The organism is Parasedimentitalea psychrophila (assembly GCF_030285785.1).
GTDB lineage: Bacteria > Pseudomonadota > Alphaproteobacteria > Rhodobacterales > Rhodobacteraceae > Parasedimentitalea > Parasedimentitalea psychrophila.
This window is the reverse complement of the sequence record NZ_CP127247.1, coordinates 2,349,861-2,369,517: the sequence shown is the minus strand read 5'-3', so window position 1 is coordinate 2,369,517 and position 19,657 is coordinate 2,349,861. Positions and strand designations below refer to the sequence as shown.

Genomic DNA, 19,657 nt, shown 5'->3' with positions numbered 1-19,657 from the left:
TCGGGGCTTTAGCCGATTGCCGCGCTGAGGCCGGACAGGTCGCTCAGGATGGGGCAATCGGGGCGGTTATCGCCGGCGCAGCTTTGCACCAGTTCGCTCAGGGTTGCGTGCATCATCTGCAAATCGCGGATCTTGGCTTCGATCTTGCCCAGGTGATCCTTGGCAAGATCTTTGACATCGGCGCTGGCGCGGCTTTCGTCGTGGTAGAGCGCCATCAGGGTGCGGCAGTCGTCAATGCTAAAGCCCAGCGCCCGGGCCCGGCCCAGAAAGGCCAGCCGGTGCACATCTGAGGCGACAAAGCTGCGATAGCCATTGGTGGAGCGCAGCGGTTTGATCAAGCCGATCTCCTCGTAGTAGCGAATGGTCTTGGCGGGCAGCCCCAAGCGGGCAGAGACGTCTCCGATGTTCATGGCTGGCTCCTATGCTGCGGGATTTGCCACCAGCACCGCATCGGGGGCTGAGGCTGTTTCGGTCAGTGCCGGGCGCAAGCGGCGCAGGCGCAGCGCGTTGCTGAGCACAAAGACGCTGGACAGGGCCATGGCCCCGGCGGCCAGTGCCGGTGAGAGAAGTGGCCCGCCCAGCGGGTACAGAACACCCGCCGCAACCGGTATCAGCAGCACGTTATAGCCAAAGGCCCAGAGCAGGTTCTGGCGGATGTTGCGCATGGTGGCGCGGCTGACCATCAGCGCATTGACCACGCCGCGCAGGTCGCCGGACATCAGCACCACATCGGCCGCCTCGATGGCGACGTCAGTGCCGGTGCCGATGGCAATCCCCACCCCGGCGGTGGCCAGGGCCGGCGCATCATTGATGCCGTCGCCGACAAAAGCCACCGCCCCATGTTCGGATTGCAACTGCTTTAGCACCTCGACCTTTTGCGCCGGGAGGCATTCGGATCTGACCAGGTCGAGCCCCAGATCGGCGGCAATCACAGCTGCGGTCGCGGCATTGTCACCGGTGATCATTGCCACCTTGAGTCCCTGCTGGTGAAAGGCCTGGATTGCGGCGCGTGTCCCCTGTTTGATCGGGTCGGCCACGGCGATCACCGCGGCGATCCGGCCCTCTATTGCCGCATAAAGAGGCGTCTCGCCGCGTTTGGCCAAAGCCGCCCCGACCTCTGCAAGGTCGCCGATCTCGATGCCTTCGCGCCGCATCAGCCGGTCGGCTCCGATCAACAGGCTCTGACCGTCAACCTCAGCCCGCAGCCCATATCCGGGGATCGCCTCGACATTGCTGGCCGCTGCAAGATCCGGGCCAGCCGCCGCCACCAAGGCCCGGGCAATCGGGTGCTCGGACTGGCTCTCGGCTGCTGCCACCAGCGGCAACACAGTGTCGCGGCTGTATCCTTCGGCGCAGGTGAATGTGGTCAGGCTTGGCTGTCCCATGGTCAGTGTGCCGGTTTTGTCCAGTGCCACCAGCCTGATCTGTTGCAATTGCTGCAGCGCATCGCCCTTGCGAAACAGCACCCCCATTTCAGCGGCGCGCCCGGTGCCCACCATGATCGAGGTCGGCGTCGCCAGCCCCATGGCACAGGGGCAGGCAATGATCAGCACCGAGACCCCGGCCACCAGGGCAAAGGACAGCGCCGGATCGGGGCCAAACAGCAACCAGGCCACAATGGTCAGCGCCGCCGCCGCGATCACAGCGGGCACAAACCACAGGGTGATCCGGTCAACCAGACCCTGCACCGGCAGTTTGGCCCCCTGCGCCCGCTCGACCATTTGGATGATCTGCGCCAGCAGGGTATCGCGACCAACCCGGGTTGCCCTATATTCAATGCCACCATTGCCATTCACCGTGCCAGCAGTGACCGGATCGCCTGTAGATTTGGCAACCGGCACCGGCTCGCCCGTGATCATGCTCTCGTCCACGTAAGACTGCCCCGAGGTGATCTCGCCGTCCACTGCGATGCGCTCCCCCGGTAGGGTGCGGATCAGGTCCCCGACGGAAATCTGCTCAATCGCAGTCTCCACCGCTTTGCCGTCGACGATCACCAGCGCACTTTGGGCCTGCAGCCCGACCAGCTTGCGGATTGCCGCGCCGGTGCGCCCCTTGGCGCGCGCCTCGAGCCAGCGGCCCAGCAGGATCAGCACCACAATCACCGCGGCGGCCTCGTAATAGACATTGGCGGCGCCGGCGGGCAGCAGCCCTGGCGCAAATGTCGAGACCAGAGAAAAGCCGTAGGCCGCCGCCGTCCCTATCGCCACCAGCGAGTTCATATCCGGCGCCGCCCGCATGAGCGCCGCGAACCCTTTGACGTAGAACCCCCGCCCCGGCCCGACCAGAACAGCCGTGGTCAGGACAAATTGCAGCAGGTAACTGGTCTGCTGGCCAATCGTCGCCACAATCCAGTGATGCAGCGCCGGGATCATATGACCGCCCATTTCGATCGCGAACACCGGTAGCGTCAGCAATCCGGCAACCAACACCTGCCGCCCAAGCTGCTGAATTTCATCATCCCTGCGCTGATCACCCTGCGCCTGCTCATCTATCTCGTGCTGTCGCACATGCCCCGGATAGCCCGCAGCGGTGACCGCTCTGGCAAGGTCGCCACCGCTGGTGCTGCCGGACAGATAGCGCACTTCGGCGCTTTGGCTGGCCAGATTGACGCTGGCCTCAATCACTCCGGGGACCTCTTGCAAGGCGCGCTCGGCGCGGCCAACACAAGAGGCACAGCTGAGGTTATCAATCCGCAGCGAGACCTGGGCCTCGACAGCCGGATAGCCCGCATCCGCCAGCGCATCTGCCAGCGCATGTGGCGGCAGGTCTGCGGCGCCGGTGACCTGAGCGGTGGCATTGGCCAGATTGACCGAAACCTCCTTCACTCCGGCAACGGCAGACAGCGCGCGTTCGGCCCGAGTGACGCAGCTTGCACAGCTGAGACCGGATAATTTCAGTGTAATCTGAGTGCTGTCGGACATGGGAAACCCTTTGGCTATCATTCAATCCTCCTCCATATGAGGGTTCCAGTCACGGGAAGGTCAAGGGGGCGGTGCCAAGAATCTGCCCAATCCGGCGCAAAACTGTAGCGACCCCGATCTTGCGAGTGACCTGTCGCCGCAAAAAAACCGCTCGCGCCGGTCAAATGCCGCAGTATTCCAGCCAACTGTCGCCCTTGCGGCTCATGCCAGGGCCGGAAAATGTTATGTGCATGGGAGACGAACTTGCACTGACGGAGCCGCTTGGGTAGGTCGTAGAACAGCTATGAAAGGGCACAGCCAGCCGGCCGCCTTTTATTGACATCTTCAAACCGACACCCTGCGTTTCAGCTGGGTACCGCTAACAATAAGGGATATTGAAATGATGAGAACACGCGCCGCCGTTGCCGTTGCAGCGGGTCAGCCCCTGCAGGTCATGGAAGTAAACCTCGAAGGCCCCAAAGCCGGCGAAGTTCTGGTGGAGATCAAGGCCACTGGCCTGTGTCACACCGATGAATTCACCCGCTCGGGCGATGATCCCGAAGGTATCTTTCCCGCCATCCTGGGCCACGAGGGCGCCGGCATCGTGATCGAGATTGGCGAGGGCGTCACCAGCCTGGAAGTTGGCGATCACGTGATCCCGCTTTATACCCCCGAATGTCGCGAATGTGACTACTGCCTGAACCCCAAGACCAACCTGTGCCAGTCGATCCGCTCGACCCAGGGCGCCGGCCTGCTGCCGGATGGCTCCACCCGGTTCTCGATGCTGGATGGCACCCCGATCCATCACTACATGGGCTGTTCGACATTCGCCAACCACACCGTGGTGCCGGAAATCGCCCTGGCCAAGGTCCGCAAGGACGCACCATTTGACAAAATCTGCTACATCGGTTGCGGCGTCACCACCGGCATCGGCGCGGTGATCAACACTGCCAAGGTTGAAATCGGCTCCACCGCCATTGTGTTTGGACTGGGCGGCATTGGCCTGAACGTGGTTCAGGGATTGCGTCTGGCCGGCGCCGATCAGATTGTTGGCGTTGACCTGAACCCCGGCAAGGTTGAGATGGCGACCCATTTTGGCATGACCCATTATGTCAATCCGGCCGATGTCGAGGGCGATCTGGTGGCGCATCTGGTTGAGCTGACCGGCGGCGGTGCCGATTACACCTTTGATGCCACCGGCAACGTCAACGTGATGCGCACCGCACTTGAGGCGTCGCACAAAGGTTGGGGCGAAAGCATCATCATCGGCGTGGCTCCGGCGGGCGCCGAGATCTCGACCCGTCCGTTCCAGCTGGTCACCGGCCGGTCCTGGCGCGGGACTGCTTTTGGTGGCGCCTCCGGTCGCACCGATGTGCCGAAAATCGTTGATTGGTACATGGACGGCAAGATTGAGATCGACCCGATGATCACCCACAAGCTGACGCTGGACCAAATCAACGAGGGCTTTGAGCTGATGCACAAAGGCGAAAGCATCCGCGCCGTAGTGGAATTTTAAAACCACCATCTTCGTGAATTGAAATGTTGAAAACGCAGGCCGCTCTGGCCTGCGTTTTTTTGTGCCCTGTTGACTCACAACCTCCTTCTATATAACCATTTGGTTATGCAGCTATCAAACCCCGCCGTCCCAGTGCAGAACCTGGATGCCATTTTTGCCGCGCTGGCAGACCCCACCCGCCGTGCCATTCTGTCCAGGCTGGCGGCTGGGGACGCCGGAGTGAATGAGCTGGCTGAGCCATTTGAAATCAGCCAGCCTGCGATTTCAAAGCACCTGAAAGTGCTGGAGCGGGCCGGTCTGATCGAACGCGCCATTGATAAGCAGCGCCGGCCGGCCCGCCTAAAGGCCAAGCCGATGGCGGCGGCGGTCAGCTGGCTGGAGGATTTCAAGGAATTTTGGTCATCCAGCTTTAATCAGCTGGATGACCTGCTGGAGACATTGAAACAGGCGGACATAAAGGAGCCTCCAAATGAGTGATTTACCGACCTATATTTTGGAACGAGAATTTGACGCCCCCCGCGAACTGGTCTGGCGCACATGGACCGAAGCCAAACTGCTGTCGCAGTGGTATGGCCCCGGGGTGGAGACACACATTCACCAGCTGGATGTGACCCCCGGCGGGGTTTGGCTGAACGAAATGAAATGGGGCGGCAACTCTAACTACGAGCGGATGGAATACACCGAGGTTGATCCCCCGGCGCGTCTGGTCTGGCTGCACTCGGTGGCAAACGCCGACTGGGAGGCGGCGGAAAATCCGATGATGCCCGATTGGCCCCGGGTGTTGTTGGCCACTGTCACCTTCACCGAAAAAGGCGACAAGACCCTGCTCAAACTGACCTGGCAGCCCCATAATGCCAGCCCGGCCGAACTGGCCTGTTTTGCCGCCGCAATGGCCGGCATGGACAAGGGCTGGGCCTCGGGCATGGACATGTTGGCCAAGATTCTGGCCGAGATGCAGGCCTAGGCCTCATCTGCCTCCAGACACCGGGCCATTTGGCCAGATGCACAAGATTTCGACAGCGGGCGCAGTGTCATTGCATTGCGCCCCATCAAAGCTATAATTGCCGGAGAAAAACCTTCAGCACGGGTCAAATACCTTGAAATTTCAATCCGTTGATATCGGCAAGTCAGCCTCGGCGGCGACCATCATCTTTCGCTCGCTCCGCAAATCCATCATCGAGGGCGAGCTAAGTGACGGCGCGCCATTGCGCCAGGACGAAATCGCCCGCGCCTTCAACACCTCGCGGATCCCGGTGCGCGAAGCCATCACCATGCTGGAGCAGCAGGGTCTGGTCAAAGCGATCCGCTATAAGGGCGCTGTGGTGGCCTGCCTGTCGATGCAGGAAGCCGACGAGATTTTTGACTTTCGCTGCCTGCTGGAACCCGAGGTGATCCGCGCTGCGGTGCCCAAGATGACAGCCGAGATCCTGACCAATGCGCGCGGTTTTCTGGAACAATTCGCCGCCGCCCAGGACCCGATGGATTACGGCGACCTGAACCGCCGGTTCCACTCCGCACTCTATGGCGCCAGCGGCTTGCCCTATCATATTTCAGTCATCGAAAACTCGATGGACCGGATCGACCGTCACCTGCGGGCGCAGCTGGTGATGACCGATGGCATTGAACGCAGCAATCAGGAACATCTGGCCATTCTGAAGGCCTGCGAAAGTGGCGATGCCGAACAGGCAGCCAAGCTCACCTATGCGCATATCCATGATGCCAAAACCTCATTGCAGGAAAAACTGCGATCCGGCGGCTAAGGCGCATTTGACCCTACAGCGGATGGAAGCAGGCGACCTGATGGTCGTCGCCTTCCAGCTGCGGTCGCTGCGCCCGGCAGCCCTCGCGGGCCAGCCAGCAGCGCGGCGCAAAGGCGCAACCCGGCAGATCATCCAGCGGTGACGGCAGCTCCCCCTCCAGCTTGATCCGCTCGCGCTTTGCCTCCGGGTCGGCGCGCGGCGTGGTCGACAGCAGCGCCTTGGAATAGGGGTGGCGGGGATGAGCAAACAGCGCCGCCTTGTCGGCCCGCTCAACCGCGCGGCCCAGATACATCACGATCACATCGTCGGCGAAATGGCGCACCACCGACAGGTCATGGCTGATGAACAGATAGGCCAGCCCCAGCCGGTCCTGCAATTCCACCAGAAGGTTCAGGATCTGGCTCTGGATTGATACGTCCAGCGCCGAAACCGGTTCATCCAGCACCAGAATTTTAGGGCTCAGCATCAGCGCCCGCGCGATGGAGATCCGCTGCCGTTGGCCGCCCGAGAACATATGCGGGTAACGTTCATAATGCTCGGGCCGCAGCCCCACCAGCGCCAGCATCTCCCGCGCCTTGGCATCGCGTTCCGAGGCGGACATCTCGGGGCGGTTGATCACCAGCGGCTCTGTCAGGATGGCGCTGATCCTCTGGCGCGGATTGAGCGAGCCATAGGGGTCCTGAAACACAATCTGCACCGATTTGCGCAAGGACGCCCAGTCGCTGGGCTGTACCTCTTTGCCCTCAATCGTCAGGGTGCCGCCGCTGGGCTGTTCGATCATGGTGACCAGCCGCGCTAGGGTGGACTTGCCACAGCCGGATTCGCCGACGATGGCCAGAGTCTTGCCGGGGTGCAGGTCAAAATCAATGCCGGACAGCGCCCGCAGAATTTTGGGCTTGCTCAAAAAACCCTCTTTGACATCGTAGAACCGTTGCAGGCCACGGGCGGAAACGACGGGCAGGCTCATAGCGCCACCTCCTTGCTGGCGATGGCCGGGAAATGGCAGCGGGCCATGCCGGTCTCAATGCCGCCGGGAACCGGCGGAGTGCTGTGGCAGATGTCTTGGGCAAAGGCACAACGGGGCGCAAACAAGCAGCCCAAAGGTCGGTCGAACTGCCCCGGAACCACCCCCGGAATGGTCGGCAAAAACCGCTCTGTCGCCCGCTCCGGCAGCGCCGCCAGCAGCGCCGCCGTATAGGGGTGAAACGGTGTGCGGAACAGATCCCGAACCATCTGCTCCTCGGCCTTTTGGCCGGCATATTGCACCGAGACCCGCTCAGCCGTTTCCGCCACCACACCCATATCATGGGTGATCAACACCAACCCCATGCCAGTTTCCGCCCGCAGCGACATCAGCAGATCGAGGATCTGCGCCTGAATGGTCACATCCAGCGCCGTTGTCGGCTCGTCCGCGATCAGCAGCTTGGGTTTGCAGGCAATCGCCATGGCGATCATCACCCGCTGGTTCATCCCCCCCGACATCTGGTGCGGAAAGGCCCGCAGCCGGGTTTCCGCCGCCGGGATGCCAACCAGTTCGAACAGCTCGATCGCCCGCTGATGGCGGGTCTTGCGGTCCAGCCCCAGATGCAGTCGCAGCGCCTCTTTGATCTGGAAACCAACGGTGAAACAGGGGTTCAGCGACGACATCGGTTCCTGAAAGATCATCGCCATTTCCTTGCCGATGATATCACGACGTTGCCGGGGCGAGACATGGCGCAGGTCGATGCCCTCAAACATCAGCTCATCCGCGGTGATTTTGGCGTTCCAGGGCAGCAGCCCCATCAGCGCCAGCATCGACACCGATTTGCCCGAGCCGGATTCGCCGACAATGGCAACGATCTCGCCCTTGTCGACACTCAGATCCACCCCGTCCACCGCCCGAAACGCGCCCGAGGCGGTGGCGAAGTCGACTGTCAGATTTCGGATATTCAGCAGGCTCATAAGCTCAGCTCCGCTTTAGTTTCGGATCGAGCGCGTCGCGCAGACCGTCGCCCATCAGGTTAATCGCCAATACGGTCACCAGGATCACCAGACCGGGCAGCGTCACCACCCACCAGGCGCGTAGAATAAACTCGCGCGATTCCGCCAGCATGGTGCCCCATTCCGGGGTGGGCGGCTGCGCCCCCATGCCCAGAAAGCCCAGCGCGGCGGCGTCCAGAATGGCGGTTGAGAACGACAAGGCCCCCTGCACGATGATCGGTGCCAGACAATTGGGCAACACGGTGACAAACATCAACCGCCGCAGCCCAGCCCCGGCAACGCGGGCTGAGGTGACATAGTCCTTTTGCCGCTCGGCCAGCACCGAGGCCCGGGTCAGGCGGACAAAATGCGGCTGGAACACGATGGCAATGGCGATCATCGCATTGGTCAGCGATGGTCCCAGAATGGCCACCAGCACCAGTGCCAGCAGCAGCGACGGAAAGGCCAGGATGATATCCATCACCCGCATGATGATCGAATCCAGCCAGCGCGGTGCAAATCCGGACAGCAGCCCAAGGATAATGCCGCTTGAGGCGGAAATACTGACCACCACGATGCCGACAAAGAACGAATAGCGCGAGCCGCTGATCAATCGTGACAGCATATCCCGGCCCAGTGGGTCAGTGCCCAGAGGGAACGCCCAAGAGCCGCCCTCTTGCCAAACCGGCGGTTGCAGAATGAAGGCGCGAAATTGTTCGGTTGGGTCATAGGGCGACAGCCAGGGCGCAAAGGCCGCGCAAAAGACAAAGCCAACGAAGTACCAAAAGCCAAACACCGCACCCCGGTTTTCGCGAAAGTAGTACCAGAATTCGCGCAACGGGCCAGGTCGTGTTACACCGTTAGAGGAGGTTTGATCCGTCATCATCGCTTCCTGATTTTGGGGTTGATGACGCCGTAGAGCATATCAACCGATAGGTTCACGATCATCACGATCACCGCAATCATCAAAAGTCCGCCCTGCACCACCGGGTAATCCCGGCGGAAAATACTATCGACCATCCACTTGCCAATGCCCGGCCAGCTGAAAATGGTCTCGGTCAGGATGGCACCGGCCAGCAGCGTGCCCACTGACAGGCCAATCACCGTCACCACCGGGATCAGCGCATTGCGCAGCGCGTGCAGCCCGTTGATGCGGACCGGCGACAGGCCTTTGGCCTTGGCGGTGCGAATATAATCCTCGCCCAGCACCTCGAGCATGGCAGAGCGGGTCTGCCGGGCGATCACCGCCAGCGGAATGGTGCCCAGCACGATTGTAGGCAGGATCAGGTGGCGCACCGCCGATTTGAAAGCCCCCTCTTGCCCCGACAGCAGGCTGTCGATCAGCATAAAGCCGGTGACATCGTCAAAGTAATACAGCAGGTCAATGCGCCCAGATACCGGGGTCCAGCCCAGATTGCCCGAGAACACGATGATCAGCAGCAAGGCCCACCAGAAGATCGGCATCGAATAGCCAATCAGCGCCGAGGACATCAGCGCCCGGTCAAAGAACTTGCCCCGGTTGACGGCGGCGATCACCCCGGCAGGCAGGCCCAGCGCAATGGCAAAGGTCATGGCACAGGCCGACAGCTCCAGCGTCGCCGGGAACAGCTTGAAGAATTCGTCCCAGACCGGTTGCTTGGTGACAAAGCTCTCGCCCAGATCGCCCTGCAGCACGCCGGTCAGATAGTCCCAGTATTGCTGCAGCACCGGTTTATCAAAACCCAGCTTTACCACCATCTCCTGATAGCGTTCCTCGGTCATGCCGCGTTCCCCCGCCATGACGATGATGGGATCTCCGGGCAGCACCCGGATGAAGGCAAACGAGATCAGCGTCACGCCAAGGAAGGTCGGCAGAAACGTCAGCAGACGGGAGAGTACATAGCGCAGCATCAGCGGCCTACAATCATCAGATCTTTGGGGAATTGGGTCAGCGACCGGCATCCGGTTTCAGTAATCAACACATCATCCTCGATGCGCACGCCAAAATTTCCGACCTCATAGAGGCCGGGTTCATTGGTATAGACGGTGCCCGCAGGCAGGACCTGATGGTTGCCGCGCATGATATAGGGGGCCTCGTGCACATCGCGGCCCAGCCCGTGACCGGTCTTGGTGCGGATCCGGTCGCCGTAAGGCGACGCCTCCAGCACAGCGGTGACAACATCGTCGATCTCATGCGCGGTCACCCCGGCGCGAGTGACGTCAAAGCCTGCCAGATTGGCGGCCAGCACGGTGTCATAGACCGCACGCGCCTCGTCGCTGGGTTCACCGACAAAAACGGTGCGGGTGATATCAGCGGCAAACCCATCTTTGCGACCGCCAAAATCAAACAGCAGCGCGTCGCCCTGCTGGATTTTGTAACCGCCCGCATGGGCATGTGGCATCGCAGAATTGGCGCCGGCAGCAACTATGGGCGAGAACGCCATGCCCTCGGCGCCCTCGGCAAACAAAGCCCGGATCAGCGCGGCTTCGATTTCTTTTTCAGTCTGACCGATTTGCACACTGTCCAGCACATGCTGCAAGGCGCGCTCAGACAGCGCGATGGCCGCCTCCAACGCGGCAATATCCGCCTCGGTCTTGATCATCCGCAACCCGGAAATCTCTGTCTCGGCATCGGTGATCTCCAGCGCGGGCAGCGCCTGTTTCAACGCATGATGCACAAAGACCCGCATCACCTGACCCTCAACCGCCAGCCGTTTCATCGGCATCTGCTGTGCCAGCGCCGCAAAGGCATCCGAATAGCCATCCTGATCGCGCCAGTCGAACACCAACCCGTCAAAGCCAACCAGATCCCAAGAGCTCAGCTCAAGATTGGGAACAATAGCGGCGGAAGGGCCGTCTGCAGCGATGATCAGTACAAAAGGGCGTTCGTGGCTCATGAAACTGTGGCCCAGGGCGCGTGTGAAGTTCGGGCCTGGAACCAGCGCCAGTGCATCTACAGCCAAGGATTTGGCCAACTGGCGGTATTCGGCCAGAGAATGTGTCATCGTTTGTCTCCGGAAAGTACTTTTGTGAACCGGGGCCCACCACGGGGCCCCGGTTCGGATTGTCAGACCGTGTTACTCGACGGAAACACCGTAGAAGATATGGCCGCCCAGTGGGTGAACCTTAAAGCCGCTGACCTTTGTGCTCATCGGCATATAGACCATCGAGTGGGCAATCGTCGCCCAGGGCGCCTGCTCTTTGAACACTTGCTGCGCTTCTTCATACAGGGCAGTCCGCTCACCGGCGTCGGTGACGATCTTGGCCTTCTGGATCAGATCCTCGAATGGCTGATGGCACCACTGCGCCCGGTTTGACGCCTCGCGGCCATCACAGCCCAGCAACACCGCCAGGAAGTTGTCCGGGTCACCATTGTCACCAGTCCAACCCAGCAGCACCGCGCCATCCCGATCCATTGCCTTGGACCGCGACAGATACTCACCCCACTCGTAAGTGACGATTTCCACCGTCACCCCAACCTTGGCAAAATCGGCCTGCAGCAGTTCAGCCATGCGGCGGGCATTGGGGTTATAGGGGCGCTGAACCGGCATCGCCCAGATCTTCATCGACAGATCGGTGACACCTTCAGCTTCCAGCGCCGCCTTGGCCGCAGCGGGATCATAGTTGTCGTCCTCAACAGCCGAGTTATAGCCCCACATGGTTGGCGGGATCGGGTTTTTGGCGATCTGCCCGGAGCCCTGGAACACCACGTCGATGATCGACTGCTTGTCGATTGCCATGTTCAGCGCCCGGCGCACATTCGGATTGTCAAACGGCGCCATGGTGGTGTTATAGGCCAGATAGCCGACGTTCAGACCTTCCTGCTCCATCATATTGATCGAGGGATCTTCCTGCATCGCAGCAATGTCAGCCGGATTGGGATAGGGCATCACGTGACATTCACCCGCCCGCAGCTTTTGATAGCGCACCGAGGCATCGGGGGTGATGGCAAAGATCAGATTGTCGATCTCGGCCTTGTCCTTCCAATAGGCATCATGGGCCTGATAGCGGATCACTGCGTCTTTTTGGTAAGCCACAAACGAGAACGGACCAGTGCCGACCGGCGCAGTATTCAGCGCCTCAGGCGTGCCCGCTGCCAACATCGCTTCGCCATATTCCGCCGACAGGATCGAGGCAAAATCCATCGCCATATTGGCGACAAACGGCGCCTCAGGACGGGTCAGGGTGAATTTGACGGTGTAATCATCGACCTTTTCGATTGAATCAATCAGATCCGGCATCGACATCCCCGAGAAATATTCCCAGGTACCGCCCGAAACCTTGTTATAGGGGTGATCCTCCAATCGCTGCCGCTCAAACGAGAAGATCACGTCGTCGGCGTTGAAATCCCGGCTTGGCGAGAAGGCATCGTTGGAGTGAAACTTTACCCCCTGACGCAGCGCGAATGTATAGACCAACCCATCGTCGCTGGCCTCGACACTTTCGGCCAGACCGGGGATCACATTGGTGGTGCCGATCTCAAATTCCAGCAGCCGGTTATAGATCGGATGCGACGAGGCATCAAAGGTGGTGCCTGCGGTGAACAGCGCCGGGTCAAATCCCTCGGGCGAGCCTTCGGAACAATAGACCAATGTGCTGGCAAAGGCGGTGCTGGTGCTTAGCGCCAAGGCGCCAGCTGCCATCAAAAACCTAGCTTTCATTTTCAACTCCCTATTTTTGTTTCTGGCCGCCACAGCCCAGAGAGTCGGGGACATAGCGCCCCCAAAGCCAAGCAATCACCCACAACGGTATACCCAGCGACTGCGCCTATTTCCCGCACCCGGTTCTGAATTCGGCCACTGCATATTGTATCCAATCTGCAATCCATCATGTCAATCCGCGCGCAAAACGAACATTTCACCCTGACTGACCATGACGTGAGCGCTAACAACATAGTATTTTCAACGGCTTACAGCGCTTTACCCCCTGTGATTGCAAAGCAACGGCGATGGTTTTTCTTAAATTATTTCTGCCATCACTGGGGTTTATGACCGATACCGCCCTGTCAAGTTCGAGCTTGACCACATCCCCCCAGGGGGGATACATGAGCTATGTCAGAAACTACAAAACACAGTTCACACCCCCGCATTTCAACCCGGCTGAAACGGGCCAACGGTCACCTTGCCGCCGTTATCGACATGATCGCCGAGGGCCGTCCCTGCAGCGAAATCGCCCAACAACTTCATGCGGTCGAAAAGGCGGTGACCAATGCCAAGCGGGCGCTGATTCACGACCACATCGACCATTGCCTTGAGCCCGGCCCCAACGGCGAGATCGTTGACAGCAAGAGCTTCAAGGACATCACCAGGTATCTTTGACCCATGCTGAGCATTCTGAAAAACCGCACCTACCGCCATTTATTTGCCGCCCAGCTGATCGCGGTGATGGGAACGGGATTGGCGACCATTGCGCTTGCCCTTCTGGCCTATGATCTGGCCGGGGACCGGGCCGGACTGGTGCTAGGGACCGCGCTGACCATCAAAATGCTCAGCTATGTCACCATTGCGCCGATTGCCTCGGCCCTGGCCGAGGGGCTGCCGCGTCGGGCCTGGCTGGTCAGCCTGGATGTGATCCGCGCCGCGGTGGCACTGGCGCTGCCCTTTGTCGATCAGATCTGGCAGATCTACGTGTTGATTTTCCTGCTGCAGGCCTCGTCGGCGGCCTTTACCCCGGCGTTTCAGGCCTCGATCCCCGATGTGCTGCCCGACGAAGAGGACTATACCAACGCCCTGTCACTGTCGCGGCTGGCCTATGATCTGGAAAGCCTGCTGTCCCCCGCTTTGGCAGCAGCCCTGCTGACGGTGATGGCCTTTGGCACCATGTTCTTTGGCACCGCGCTGGGGTTCATCGCCTCGGCCCTGCTGGTGCTTTCGATCACCCTGCCGTCCCCCAAACCGACACGCCGGCGCGGCATCTATGACCGCACCACCCGCGGAGTGCGCCTGTATCTTAAGACCCCACGCCTGCGCGGACTGCTTGGGCTTAGCATGGTGGCCTCTGCCACCGGTGCCATGGTGATCGTCAATACCGTGGTGCTGGTTCGTGGCGAACTGGGGCTCAACGAGAACATGGTGGCCTGGGCACTGGCAAGCTTTGGCGCCGGTTCCATGCTGGCGGCCCTGACCCTTCCCCGGGTGCTGTCGCTGGCATCAGACCGGCGGATCATGTCCGCAGGCGCGTTGATCTCGCTGGCGGCCCTGGCGCTGCTTGCGGTGCAGGTGCAGCTTGCGGGTCTGTCACTGGCTGGCTTGCTGGTGGCATGGCTGGGGATTGGCATTGGCTATTCGACGATCCTCACCCCCTCGGGACGGTTGCTGCGCCGGTCAGCCCAGGCCGAAGACCGGCCGGCCATCTTTGCCGCCCAGTTCACCCTGTCGCATGGCTGCTGGCTGGTCACTTACCCGCTTTCGGGCTGGTTGCTGAGCCAGTATGGCACTGGCCCCGCCCTGTGGGGGTTAACCGCATTGGGCCTGGCCGGGTTGCTCTATGCCCTGCGACAATGGCCCGCCCAAGAGCCATCCACTGACCCGGGAGATCCCTCTGCCGCGTCCCGTAACTGACTGGCCCGAACTGACTGGCGGAACTGACTGGCGGAACTGACTGGCGGAACCGGACGCGGCCCGGAGACCATCGACACCTCAGCCGGATTTAGACCGCCAGGGGTCAGCGCGCCGCCGGGGATTGCGGTTGTTATCAAACGGACTCAGCTCTCCGTTTTGACGGAGATGACAACATTGTAGCCCCATAGCCTGCGGGCATGTTTCAGCACTTCATCCCGGTTGCCCGGCTCCAGCTGAATACCGTTTCGCGCAAAATGAGTGAGCTTCAGCTCCCGATCACCACGCAGATCGACATCCGTCACCTGAATATCCGGCTCCAGATAGGCCAGATCATAAGACCGGGCCAGTTCACGGCGGATGTCACGATAGCCGGCCCGATTGTGGATATGGCTGACCTCCAGATTGGGCCGGTCCGCATCATTGGACAGAGTGAACAGCTTGAATTTGCGGATCAGATGTGGGGATAGGAATTGCTGGATGAAACTCTCGTCCCGGTAATTCGCCCAAGCGTCTTTCAGCACCCCGCGCCAGTTTGGATCGCCGGCAATATCGGGAAACCATTCGCGGTCTTCATCGGTCGGGGCTTCGCAGATGCGGCGAATATCCGTCATCATCGCAAAGCCCAGCGCATAGGGGTTGATCCCGCCAAAGCGCCCATCGTCATAATCGGGCTGCAGCACCACATTGGTATGGCTGTGCATCATTTCCATAAAGGCACCCTGGGTCAGCCGCCCATGCTGATACAATTGGTTGATGATGTAGTAATGCACAAAGGTGGCACAGCCTTCGTTCATCACCTTGGTCTGCTTCTGCGGATACAGATACTGCGCCAGACTGCGGACAATACGCAGCATCTCTCGCTGCCAAGGTTTTAGGATCGGGCTGTTTTTCTCAAGAAAATACAGGACGTTCTCTTGTGGCAGGTTCAGTTCCCGCTGGCGGGCGCTGATCGCCGGATCCTCGTCGCCGTCGTCGCTGGTTTCGCGGCGCATGGTGGCGTCGGTCCAAAGATCCAGCAGGCTCTGGCTGCTTTCATAGCCGTCCCGCACCCGCTGCATCGCCTTTTTCTCAGCAACCGTCGGCTGCGGTGGCCGCCCGTAACGAAACACCGCCTGCGCCTGCAGCGCATGGGCCGCATCCAGGATCTCTTCGACGGCCTCCAACCCATAGCGTTCTTCGCAGGCGGCGATATAGTTTTTGGCAAAGGCCAGGTAATCGTGGATCCCCGCCGCATCTGTCCACTGCAGGAACAGGTAGTTGTTCTTGAAGAAATGGTTATGGCCAAAGGCCGCATGCGCCATCACCAGTGTCTGCATCGCCATGGTGTTTTCTTCCATGTTGTAGCTGATGCAGGGGTTCGAGTTGATGACAATCTCATAGGCCAGCCCCTGCCGCCCGGTGCGATACAGGGTCTCGTCGCGGACAAAATGCTTGCCAAAAGACCAGTGCTGATACATCAGCGGCAGCCCAGCGCAGGAATAGGCGTCCAGCATCTGCTCGGACGAGATAATCTCGATCTGGTTGGGATAAACATCCAGCCCCAGATCCTGCAACGCGATGTCCTCAATAACATCGCGGGCCTTTTCCAGCAGTTCAAAGGTCCATTCCGGACCGTCAAACAGCACATCCGAGGAGGTCTTAACCGCCTGCATTCTGCGCCCCTTTTATCTTGGGAAGAAAGAACTCCCGGAATATTGGGTAAATATGGGAGGGCAGCGACACCCGCTGCATTTCAAAGTGCTGAACCTTGTCCTTGACCTGTCGGTAGGCCTGCCAAAGATCCTCGCCCGCATCCGCGTTGCTGAGCAGCATATCGGCGTCTTCATCGACAATCTCGACATAGGCATAAAACTGACAAAGCGGCAGAAGATCTTCGAGCAGCAGCGCCTTGCATCGCAGCGAGTCATTGCCAAAATTCTCACCGTCTGACGCCTGCGCCCCGTAGATATTCCACTCCTCGGTCGGATAGCGGTCGGCAATGATCTCCTTCATCTGTTCCAGCGCCGTCGAGACAATGGTGCCGCCGGTTTCACGGGCATAAAAAAAGGTCTCCTCGTCCACCTCCTGAGCGTGATGTGTATGGCGGATGAACACAATCTCGGTCTGTTCATAACCGCGGGACAGGAACAGATGCAGCAGCAGAAAAAACCGCTTTGCCAGATCCTTCTCCCGCTCTTGCATCGACCCCGAGACATCCATCAGGCAGAACACCACCGCCTTGGAATTGCGTATTTTTTCGGGCACAAACGTATCATAGCGCAGATCCAGAGGGTCAATGTATCCAACCACCCTGCGCTTGCGTTTCAAGATCTCAAGACGGGCCTGCAAGTCGCCCAGCAGCTGCATCTGCACCGCAGTCAGCGGCTCTTTCGCCGCCAGCATGGCAATCTGTTCCTCAACCTCTCGCAGGGCCGCCAGACTTGGCCGTTGCAGGGCAATTCGGCGACCCAGCGAATTGCGCATGGTGCGCACCAGGTTCAGATTATTTGGCGACCCCGCCGTAGTCAGCCCGGCCCGGCGGGTGCCGACGGTGATTGTTTCAAAGGTATTTTTCTCAACCAGGTCAGGCAATTCCAGCCCGTCAAACAGGATTTCCAGATATTCATCCTGCGACAGGGTAAAGGAAAACTCGTCTTCTCCCTCGCCGCCCTCGGATGCTTTGCGCCCGCCCTGCCCGGTACCGCCCTGTGGGCGCGCAATGGTGTCGCCGACCACATAGTCCTTGTTTCCCGGCAACACATGATGCCGCAGCCCGCCAGTGGCCGAGTGGGCCAGTCGGGGTTCCTTTAACCCCCTGGCGGGAATGGTTACTTTTTCACCGTCCTGTGGATCGCCCCCGGCTGGATGCAATGCTTTTCCGCGCACCGACTGATCAACACGCTCTTTGATGTTGTCGCGGGCCCGGCGCAAGAACCGCTGCCGGTTTCCCAAGCTCTTGCCCTTTGGGTTGCGGCGTCTGTCAATAAAGTGATGCATCTGATCACCGACCTTTCGCTGTTACCCCGCCTTGTTGACCCGCATGTACCATTCGACCAGACGGCGCACCTGTCGGTCGGTATAGCCGTGGCCCCGCATCCGATCGACAAACTCCAGATGTTTGCCTTCGGTCTTGCTGTCCTTCTTGCTGCCAAAACTGATCACCGGCAGCAGCTCCTCAACCTGGCTGAACATGTGCCGTTCGATCACATCGCGTAGCTTTTCATAGGAATTCCACGCCGGGTTGTGTCCGGTATTGGCACGGTGGCGCAGCGCAAATTTGACGACCTCATTACGGAAGTCCTTGGGGTTGGCGATCCCCACCGGTTTTTCGATCTTGCTAAGCTCGTTGTCCAGCACATCGCGGTCATAGAGCTGGCCAGTGTCGGGATCCTTGAAATCCTGTTCTTCGATCCAGGCATCGGCGTATGAAATATAGCGGTCAAACACGTTCTGACCGTATTCCGAGTAGCTCTCGAGATAGGCTTTCTGGATTTCATTGCCGATGAATTCCTCATAGCGGGGAGCCAGTTCGGTCTTGATGAATTCAAGATACAGCACTTCAGTTTCCTGCGGGAACTGCTCGCGCTTGACCATTTGCTCCAGGACAAACATCAGATGCACTGGATCAGCCGCCAGTTCCTCGGTGTCGAAGTTGAACACCGAACTGAGCACCTTGAAGGCAAACCGTGTCGACACCCCGGTCATCCCCTCGTCGACGCCAGCCCGGTCCTGATACTCCTGCACCGTCTTGGCCTTGGGGTCGGTGTCTTTCAGGCTTTCGCCGTCATAGACCCGCATCTTGGAATAGAGGTTGGAGTTCTCATGCGGCTTGAGCCGCGACAGGACCGAGAACCGGCTGAGGATCTTGAGCGTCTCAGGCGCACAGGGCGCGGTCTTTAGCTCGCTGTTGTGCAACAGCTTTTCATAGATCATCGCCTCTTCGCTGACGCGCAGACAATAGGGCACTTTGATAATGCTGACGCGGTCGATAAAGGCCTCGTTGTTCTTGTTGTTCTTGAAGTTCTGCCATTCGGACTCGTTTGAGTGGGCCAGCACCAGGCCGTTGAACGGGATGGCACCAAAGCTTTCGGTGCCCATATAATTGCCTTCCTGGGTGGCGGTCAGCAGCGGGTGCAACATCTTGATCGGCGCCTTGAACATCTCGACGAATTCCATGACGCCCTGAGTTGACCGGTTCAGCCCGCCTGAGAAACTATAGGCGTCCGGGTTATCCTGGCTGAAATGTTCCAACATGCGGATATCAACCTTACCCACCAGAGTGGAAATATCCTGATTGTTCTCATCGCCGGGCTCGACCTTGGCAACGCAGATCCGGCGCAGTCGCGATGGATAGAGCTTCACAACCGAGAACTTATTGATATCGCCCTCGAATTCATCCAGCCGCAGCACCGCCCAAGGGGACATCAGCCCGGGTAGGCGATGCCGTGCAATGCCATATTCCTGCTCCAATATCTTGCCCATGCGCACCGGATCAAACAGTCCCAGGGGTGATTCAAAAATCGGCGATATTTTGTCTCCGGCCTTGAGCACATAGATCGGTTCATCCTCGGCCAGGCGCTTTAGCCGTTCCGCCAGCGACGACTTGCCGCCGCCAACCGGGCCAAGCAGGTAAAGGATCTGTTTGCGTTCTTCCAGACCCTGAGCGGCATAGCGAAAGAAGCCAACGATGCGTTCGATGGTGTCATCCATGCCGTAGAAATCTTTGAAGGCGGCGTATCGCTTGATGGTGCGGTTCTGAAAAATCGGCCCCAGCCGGATGTCCTTGGAGGTATCGACCAATTCTTCCTGACCAATGGCCTTCAGCATCCGCTCTGCAATATTGGCGTAAAGGCTGGTATCGTCGCGGCACCCGTTCAGGTAGTCCTGCAACGACATTTCCTGTTCGCGCGTTTCGCCGTACTGCTCGGCAAAAAGTTCGGCAAGGTCTTTCATTTGATACTGGCCTCCTAGATTGCGACTGCCCTACGTGGGGAAAGCCATGCA

The 19,657-nt window shown here is 59.7% G+C and carries 17 protein-coding genes; 6 read left to right on the top strand and 11 right to left on the bottom strand.

All coding sequences use genetic code 11. From position 1 onward, the window contains the following. Positions 1-8 precede the first annotated feature (8 nt). Positions 9-410 (bottom strand): Cu(I)-responsive transcriptional regulator, encoded by a 402-nt coding sequence (gene cueR / locus QPJ95_RS11505; protein WP_270919478.1) that lies wholly within the window; start codon positions 408-410, stop codon positions 9-11. 9 nt (positions 411-419) lie between these two features. Then, complete coding sequence (locus tag QPJ95_RS11500) at positions 420-2,921, bottom strand: heavy metal translocating P-type ATPase (RefSeq protein WP_270919496.1); 2,502 nt, start codon at positions 2,919-2,921, stop codon at positions 420-422. A gap of 382 nt (positions 2,922-3,303) precedes the next feature. Here QPJ95_RS11500 and QPJ95_RS11495 point away from each other — a divergent pair, with 382 nt between their 5' ends. The 4 genes from QPJ95_RS11495 to QPJ95_RS11480 all read left to right on the top strand — a co-directional run bounded on the left by QPJ95_RS11495 (position 3,304) and on the right by QPJ95_RS11480 (position 6,176). Continuing rightward, complete coding sequence (locus QPJ95_RS11495) at positions 3,304-4,416, top strand: S-(hydroxymethyl)glutathione dehydrogenase/class III alcohol dehydrogenase (RefSeq protein WP_270919495.1); 1,113 nt, start codon at positions 3,304-3,306, stop codon at positions 4,414-4,416. Positions 4,417-4,521: 105 nt separating this feature from the next. Continuing rightward, positions 4,522-4,893 carry an ArsR/SmtB family transcription factor gene (locus QPJ95_RS11490; RefSeq protein WP_270919477.1) on the top strand — a complete coding sequence of 124 codons (372 nt, stop codon included), beginning with the start codon at positions 4,522-4,524 and terminating at the stop codon, positions 4,891-4,893. Then, entirely contained in the window at positions 4,886-5,380 is a 495-nt protein-coding gene (locus QPJ95_RS11485) for an SRPBCC family protein (RefSeq protein WP_270919476.1), read from the top strand. The genes QPJ95_RS11490 and QPJ95_RS11485 overlap by 8 nt, the downstream gene beginning before the upstream one ends. Before the next feature lie 133 nt (positions 5,381-5,513). After that, positions 5,514-6,176 (top strand): GntR family transcriptional regulator, encoded by a 663-nt coding sequence (locus QPJ95_RS11480; protein ID WP_270919475.1) that lies wholly within the window; start codon positions 5,514-5,516, stop codon positions 6,174-6,176. 13 nt (positions 6,177-6,189) lie between these two features. Here the strand turns inward: QPJ95_RS11480 and QPJ95_RS11475 are convergent, their stop codons facing one another. The 6 genes from QPJ95_RS11475 to QPJ95_RS11450 all read right to left on the bottom strand — a co-directional run bounded on the left by QPJ95_RS11475 (position 6,190) and on the right by QPJ95_RS11450 (position 12,775). Continuing rightward, entirely contained in the window at positions 6,190-7,143 is a 954-nt protein-coding gene (locus tag QPJ95_RS11475; RefSeq protein ID WP_270919474.1) for a dipeptide ABC transporter ATP-binding protein, read from the bottom strand. After that, positions 7,140-8,117: an ABC transporter ATP-binding protein gene (locus QPJ95_RS11470; protein ID WP_270919473.1), complete on the bottom strand. Its 978-nt coding sequence runs from the start codon at positions 8,115-8,117 to the stop codon at positions 7,140-7,142. Before QPJ95_RS11470 ends, QPJ95_RS11475 begins: the two co-directional genes overlap by 4 nt. Before the next feature lie 4 nt (positions 8,118-8,121). Continuing rightward, the gene (locus tag QPJ95_RS11465; protein ID WP_270919472.1) at positions 8,122-9,018 is read right to left on the bottom strand and encodes an ABC transporter permease subunit; all 897 of its coding nucleotides are present in this window, start codon (positions 9,016-9,018) and stop codon (positions 8,122-8,124) included. Further along, positions 9,018-10,025, bottom strand: a complete 1,008-nt coding sequence (locus QPJ95_RS11460; RefSeq protein WP_270919471.1) for an ABC transporter permease subunit — start codon at positions 10,023-10,025, stop codon at positions 9,018-9,020. The genes QPJ95_RS11465 and QPJ95_RS11460 overlap by 1 nt, the downstream gene beginning before the upstream one ends. Continuing rightward, positions 10,025-11,119, bottom strand: a complete 1,095-nt coding sequence (locus tag QPJ95_RS11455; RefSeq protein ID WP_270919470.1) for a M24 family metallopeptidase — start codon at positions 11,117-11,119, stop codon at positions 10,025-10,027. The genes QPJ95_RS11460 and QPJ95_RS11455 overlap by 1 nt, the downstream gene beginning before the upstream one ends. Before the next feature lie 72 nt (positions 11,120-11,191). Next, a complete protein-coding gene (locus QPJ95_RS11450) occupies positions 11,192-12,775 on the bottom strand; it encodes an ABC transporter substrate-binding protein (protein ID WP_270919469.1) in 1,584 nt (527 codons plus the stop codon). 390 nt (positions 12,776-13,165) lie between these two features. Here QPJ95_RS11450 and QPJ95_RS11445 point away from each other — a divergent pair, with 390 nt between their 5' ends. Both QPJ95_RS11445 and QPJ95_RS11440 read left to right on the top strand, forming a co-directional pair. Beyond that, a complete protein-coding gene (locus tag QPJ95_RS11445) occupies positions 13,166-13,432 on the top strand; it encodes a metal-sensing transcriptional repressor (protein ID WP_270919468.1) in 267 nt (88 codons plus the stop codon). A 3-nt stretch (positions 13,433-13,435) separates the two neighbouring features. Further along, complete coding sequence (locus QPJ95_RS11440; RefSeq protein ID WP_270919467.1) at positions 13,436-14,674, top strand: MFS transporter; 1,239 nt, start codon at positions 13,436-13,438, stop codon at positions 14,672-14,674. A 143-nt stretch (positions 14,675-14,817) separates the two neighbouring features. On the opposite strand, the gene QPJ95_RS11435 is transcribed toward QPJ95_RS11440, so the two are convergent. The 3 genes from QPJ95_RS11435 to QPJ95_RS11425 are packed head-to-tail and all read right to left on the bottom strand — an operon-like array spanning position 14,818 to position 19,606. Continuing rightward, on the bottom strand, positions 14,818-16,326 hold the full coding sequence (locus QPJ95_RS11435; RefSeq protein ID WP_270919466.1) for a SpoVR family protein: 1,509 nt from the start codon (positions 16,324-16,326) through the stop codon (positions 14,818-14,820). After that, positions 16,313-17,650 (bottom strand): YeaH/YhbH family protein, encoded by a 1,338-nt coding sequence (locus tag QPJ95_RS11430; RefSeq protein ID WP_270919465.1) that lies wholly within the window; start codon positions 17,648-17,650, stop codon positions 16,313-16,315. The genes QPJ95_RS11435 and QPJ95_RS11430 overlap by 14 nt, the downstream gene beginning before the upstream one ends. A 21-nt stretch (positions 17,651-17,671) precedes the next feature. Beyond that, positions 17,672-19,606: a PrkA family serine protein kinase gene (locus QPJ95_RS11425; protein ID WP_270919464.1), complete on the bottom strand. Its 1,935-nt coding sequence runs from the start codon at positions 19,604-19,606 to the stop codon at positions 17,672-17,674. Positions 19,607-19,657 lie beyond the last annotated feature (51 nt).

Bases quoted from the DNA above. Each gene is read 5' to 3' on its own strand.
- cueR (WP_270919478.1), bottom strand. From the start codon at position 410: ATGAACATCGGAGACGTCTCTGCCCGCTTGGGGCTGCCCGCCAAGACC.
- QPJ95_RS11500 (WP_270919496.1), bottom strand. From the start codon at position 2,921: ATGTCCGACAGCACTCAGATTACACTGAAATTATCCGGTCTCAGCTGT.
- QPJ95_RS11495 (WP_270919495.1), top strand. From the start codon at position 3,304: ATGAGAACACGCGCCGCCGTTGCCGTTGCAGCGGGTCAGCCCCTGCAG.
- QPJ95_RS11490 (WP_270919477.1), top strand. From the start codon at position 4,522: ATGCAGCTATCAAACCCCGCCGTCCCAGTGCAGAACCTGGATGCCATT.
- QPJ95_RS11485 (WP_270919476.1), top strand. From the start codon at position 4,886: ATGAGTGATTTACCGACCTATATTTTGGAACGAGAATTTGACGCCCCC.
- QPJ95_RS11475 (WP_270919474.1), bottom strand. From the start codon at position 7,143: ATGAGCCTGCCCGTCGTTTCCGCCCGTGGCCTGCAACGGTTCTACGAT.
- QPJ95_RS11470 (WP_270919473.1), bottom strand. From the start codon at position 8,117: ATGAGCCTGCTGAATATCCGAAATCTGACAGTCGACTTCGCCACCGCC.
- QPJ95_RS11465 (WP_270919472.1), bottom strand. From the start codon at position 9,018: ATGACGGATCAAACCTCCTCTAACGGTGTAACACGACCTGGCCCGTTG.
- QPJ95_RS11460 (WP_270919471.1), bottom strand. From the start codon at position 10,025: ATGCTGCGCTATGTACTCTCCCGTCTGCTGACGTTTCTGCCGACCTTC.
- QPJ95_RS11455 (WP_270919470.1), bottom strand. From the start codon at position 11,119: ATGACACATTCTCTGGCCGAATACCGCCAGTTGGCCAAATCCTTGGCT.
- QPJ95_RS11450 (WP_270919469.1), bottom strand. From the start codon at position 12,775: ATGAAAGCTAGGTTTTTGATGGCAGCTGGCGCCTTGGCGCTAAGCACC.
- QPJ95_RS11445 (WP_270919468.1), top strand. From the start codon at position 13,166: ATGTCAGAAACTACAAAACACAGTTCACACCCCCGCATTTCAACCCGG.
- QPJ95_RS11440 (WP_270919467.1), top strand. From the start codon at position 13,436: ATGCTGAGCATTCTGAAAAACCGCACCTACCGCCATTTATTTGCCGCC.
- QPJ95_RS11435 (WP_270919466.1), bottom strand. From the start codon at position 16,326: ATGCAGGCGGTTAAGACCTCCTCGGATGTGCTGTTTGACGGTCCGGAA.
- QPJ95_RS11430 (WP_270919465.1), bottom strand. From the start codon at position 17,650: ATGCATCACTTTATTGACAGACGCCGCAACCCAAAGGGCAAGAGCTTG.
- QPJ95_RS11425 (WP_270919464.1), bottom strand. From the start codon at position 19,606: ATGAAAGACCTTGCCGAACTTTTTGCCGAGCAGTACGGCGAAACGCGC.